Genomic DNA, 4,476 nt, shown 5'->3' with positions numbered 1-4,476 from the left:
AACCCATATTTTACTTTATTTATCCATGATATGTATTGAGAAAGAATGTAAATTCGAATCCTTTCCGTACCCCAACTATTGATCGTTTTTTTCGTCTATTATAATTAGTTATTTAGAATTTCATAATAAAAAACTGTAAAAAAAAATAACGAGTCCCTTAACGTACAGAAAGCGGTTGAAAAATATGTCTAAACGCACAATTTTCTTTTTTTTGATATGGTGACTCCATCGCCATCAACCTAAGGTTTTAATTATCCCCATGACGAAAATTTCAACTTTTTACAATTATTCATGAGAATTCGGCTCAATTCTTTCGTTATGGACAACAATCAATTTCTTAAGTTGATGGTGATGGGGATTTTCCTATTTTTAAATAAATCGGGCTGATATTTTAAAAAAAGAAAAAACTTACGTGAAATTAAAGTTATATAATCTTGGATTGATGGGTATCTAAAAGCAAAAATACTCAAAATCAATCAGGTCAATAATGTGCTATAATCTCATGTGTTGAGGTATCGATTGAAAAAAGATATCAGGCACATTAAATTAGAAAAGGAGAAGGAAGGATATGCCACTTATTGTTGACAGAGAACAGGTACGGAAGGAAATACTGCATGCACTTCAGCAATGTTTAGAGGAAAAGCCTCTTCTAAAGGTTTCTATGCGAGATATCGCAGCAAAGGCCAAAATCGCTCATTCAAAAATCAACTATTATTTTAATACAAAAGAGAAACTTCTACTGGCTTATATCGAATTTTTTGCTATTTCATATAAAACGGAGATTGAGCATTGGTACATAAAGTATAAACAAAATAACGCCAATCTCAATGAAAGTTCACAAACGATAGTAAAACATTTCATCAAAGATATGGTTTTGATAAGTCATCAAAAACAATCGTGGGCCTTCACGCAAATAAGCACTATGGGTCAATACAATACGGAAATAAGGTCTGCAATCAAAAATGTTTATAACGATTGGAGAGAGTCCATCAAACGTGTTTTGGAAGAGATTTATCGAGGCGAGGATGACCACATGGTATATAAGGCAGAAGCAGTTTTAATCATTATCGATGGGCTTCTTATTTATTCACTTCACGAAAAGATAGATGAGTCAAGAATAGACGCTGTGCTAGCAAATATTACGCTGTGATTTTTTTGATTGTTCAAAAAACATTGACGAAACTTGATATGAGTAATATGATTTATTTAGTCCAAGTGGACTAAATAAATCATATTGGAGGTCGCTTATGTCAAAAATTACTGTAGTTGGTTGTGGTGTTATGGGAAGCGCTCTGATTCGCGCGTTTATGAAAGCAGGTCATACTATTACCATTGTCGATAAAAATCCCACGGCAGCCAAGCCATTTGTAGCTGAAGGAGCTACGTTCAAATTATCATTGGATGACGCTCTAGATTGCGATTTCGTTCTGTTAAACTTACCAGATTATAAGATAGCAATGCAGGTTATTGAACAATGTAAATCGAAAGCTATCAAAGGGAAAATCATTGTAAACACTACTACAACAACCCCAACTCAAGCCCAAATTTTTGAGCGAATGATTAAAGACAGAGGCGCTATCGCCCTTGAAAGTGTGATTATTTGTTATCCTCACGATATTGGTACACATCGCGCATATCTTGTATATTCTGGCCCCAAGGAGGTTTTTGACCAAATTGAAGATCAACTTTCGGCACTTTCTTCGCCACATTTTGTTGGGACAGACATTCGCTTTGCAGAAATAATTGAGATGAGCACGTCAGCTCTGCAATTCGGTCTTTATTGGTTTACCCTGCTAGGTTCAGCGCTTTGTATACGAAACAAATTACCTATCTCCGAGTATTGCAAACATATTAAGGCAGCACTTCCAGTGGTGGGTCACCAACTGGTTACCCACTTGCCTGATAATCTAGAAAACTACACTGGCAAATTCCAAGATGCTACCGTCGCATCCTTGGATGTTCATACGCATGGACTCCAAACGATAATGAAAACATTAGAGGATAATAACATTGATACCCGTGTATGTGAAGTTATGGAAAATCAGATGAAAGCAGCTATTGATGCAGGATATGGAAAATGTGATTTTGAAGCAGCAATTACTCAATTATTGAAATAAAGAATCTTCTTTAATCATCCTTGATCTTACATACATGATACAACCTGAGACTAAAAATAATATACTAACTACTGTATAATAATTGATTAATTGCAGTGATACCTACTATCAAAAAGTTAACTGAATAGGTGATGATTTATAATTTAGAGATGATTGTGTTATAATCTCGCCAAATTGCTATTAATCTAAAGAAATTAAATTACCCTCCAATGAAAAATACGCTATTCTTTCTGTAGAATCATAGGAAAGGATGGCGTTTTTTGTATGTCTATTTCTGTATCTGACGAACTACAACTATTTGCACAGGAGATTCAGAGTCTTTTATCCCCAAATACCTTACAGAATCTAACTAGAGATGTTGGATTTGTACAACGAGCAAGTAAGTATCGAGCACAAGATTTAATAGCTTTATGTATATGGAGAAGCCAAAGTGTAGCAAAAACGTCTTTAACCCAGTTATGTAGTTGTTTAGAAGCATCAAAAGAAGTGCTCATCAGTCCCGAAGGACTAAATCAGCGATTTAACACTGCAGCCGTGCAGTTTCTACAGAAAGTATTAGCTAAACTTCTCAACCAAAAGTTATCTTCAGCTAAGCTGCTCTCTTCTCCATACACTTCTATTTTCAAGCGTATTCGTGTCCTAGATTCAACTGCATTTCAACTTCCAGATCCTTTTTCATTCGTTTATCCAGGTGCAGGAGGATGCAGCCATACAGCGGGAGTAAAGATTCAGCTTGAGTATGATTTGTTAAGTGGACAGTTCCTACATATTCATACAGGTCCAGGTAAACAACATGATCGCACTTATGGCTCTCTGTGCGCCCCAACTGTAACAGCGAATTATTTATGTATCCGAGATTTAGGTTATTTTCATTTGAAAGACCTTCAACATATACAAGATAAAAAGGCTTATTATATATCACGTATCAAATCGAATACACGTATTTATCAAAAAAATCCTAACCCTGATTATTTTCAAGAGATATTTCCCCTTGACCATCAGCCTCTAAAGCATTTCCAACAGCTTATAATACGTTTCCATATACATTTAAATCTTTTCTTACATTACTGCTTATAAAATCAAAAGGCGTGCTTCCAATAGCGGAAGTAATTGTGCCTATCGCTGCTAGCCATGCACCAAATATCTCTTTAAGTTGGTTCTCCATTTATAACATATCCCAGCATTAGGTAATTACTATAATCCTATTCAATTACTCATCTCACTGTTAATAATTTAAAATGTCTCTTAGTCATCTCTTTTTTTAGAATAGTGTCTTATAAAAGCGAATTTTTTTAGGGCATACGCCCATATGTTGAGCACACTCTTGTTTTGTTCCGATATATACTAATGAATCATCTTTATAAATCATACCTTTGAACTTGTTAAGTTACTCACTATTCATTATCCTTTGCAAAGAACGTTAAATGTTCAAAAAGCTCATATTGATTAACGAAATATTCTAAACGTTTCGGACGGATATAAATTTGTATCACCACTTTCTGTTTAAATAAGGTTTTTATTAATTTTTATTCACGCATAACATTTCCAATTCTGTTTATACTATAGCTGTAACTTCAAGTTACACATAATTACTTGTAGGGCCTAATTTCTTTTGTAAAACAAGCAGTTAGCTAATTGAGCTAGCTGCTTTGGTTTTTAACCATTGTTGTATGAATACAATTTGTATGCATAATTTCTGAAGTGAGATCCATACTATATTTAGGTCTTAACATCTAAAACCCTTATTTCAGACTTAGACTTAATAAAGCGTCCCTCTCTCTTCCTCGGGGCTAAGCAGTTAGCTTTTGCTAGCTTCTCTTTTGTTTTCACCATTTAAGCAGGGTTTGAGTATATTAAATTCTACCTTTCTTTATAACGTGAGCTGGCCACTTACGCTATTTTTACAAAGGGCACTAATTGATAGTGCTCTTTTTACTTTTTTCTACAAAATGAAATTTTTATTAAGAATCATTTCACTATTAAATTAACTTGTTTCCATACTTCTATTTTTTCATACCCTGCATTTAGTCCGTTAGCTCTTAACCCTAACATCGCTTTCCGAGCAAAAGTGTCTACTGTGTAAATTACATACATAAAATCCATTAGATCGCCTCACTTTCTATTAAAATGAAGTTTTTATAATCATAATTAGATAAAATCAACATAAATTTTAATGAGATTGGATATTTATTAGCGATTTGGGACGCCTTGGTAAAGCGTTCCTTTTTTTGTGTGCAAAATAGCGTTTTTGTTCAAATACTTCACCCTTTGAAAAAAATCAAATATGATATCATGTACTCTTTTACATTAAGAGTCTTGGTCAGAAGAGCACTTATATATGAACTGCACCCCAATTGTT

3 protein-coding genes and 2 pseudogenes are annotated in these 4,476 nt (G+C 34.1%); 3 read left to right on the top strand and 2 right to left on the bottom strand.

Annotated elements, in window-relative coordinates:
* Positions 1-568 precede the first annotated feature (568 nt).
* The 3 genes and pseudogenes from ACYVEC_RS16550 to ACYVEC_RS16540 form a co-directional block, all read left to right on the top strand.
* Positions 569-1,150, top strand: a complete 582-nt coding sequence (locus ACYVEC_RS16550) for a TetR/AcrR family transcriptional regulator (RefSeq protein WP_460507340.1) — start codon at positions 569-571, stop codon at positions 1,148-1,150.
* Positions 1,151-1,247: 97 nt separating this feature from the next.
* Positions 1,248-2,117 (top strand): NAD(P)-binding domain-containing protein, encoded by an 870-nt coding sequence (locus ACYVEC_RS16545; RefSeq protein ID WP_063224683.1) that lies wholly within the window; start codon positions 1,248-1,250, stop codon positions 2,115-2,117.
* A gap of 264 nt (positions 2,118-2,381) precedes the next feature.
* A pseudogene (locus ACYVEC_RS16540) lies at positions 2,382-3,098 on the top strand (IS4 family transposase); the annotation flags it as partial.
* A 46-nt stretch (positions 3,099-3,144) separates the two neighbouring features.
* On the opposite strand, the pseudogene ACYVEC_RS16535 reads toward ACYVEC_RS16540, so the two are convergent.
* Both ACYVEC_RS16535 and ACYVEC_RS16530 read right to left on the bottom strand, forming a co-directional pair.
* Positions 3,145-3,282, bottom strand: a pseudogene (locus ACYVEC_RS16535) (DUF6944 family repetitive protein); the annotation flags it as partial.
* 803 nt (positions 3,283-4,085) lie between these two features.
* Entirely contained in the window at positions 4,086-4,220 is a 135-nt protein-coding gene (locus ACYVEC_RS16530) for a hypothetical protein (RefSeq protein ID WP_257148980.1), read from the bottom strand.
* Positions 4,221-4,476: the final 256 nt, after the last annotated feature.

The sequence above is a fragment of the Bacillus sp. MN7755 genome (assembly GCF_054771475.1).
The sequence above is the reverse complement of the archived record's forward strand: the minus strand, read 5'-3'. Positions and strand labels throughout refer to the sequence as shown.

Excerpts from the sequence above, each read along its gene's own strand:
- ACYVEC_RS16550 (WP_460507340.1), top strand. The coding sequence starts at position 569 with ATGCCACTTATTGTTGACAGAGAACAGGTACGGAAGGAAATACTGCAT.
- ACYVEC_RS16545 (WP_063224683.1), top strand. The coding sequence starts at position 1,248 with ATGTCAAAAATTACTGTAGTTGGTTGTGGTGTTATGGGAAGCGCTCTG.
- ACYVEC_RS16530 (WP_257148980.1), bottom strand. The coding sequence starts at position 4,220 with ATGGATTTTATGTATGTAATTTACACAGTAGACACTTTTGCTCGGAAA.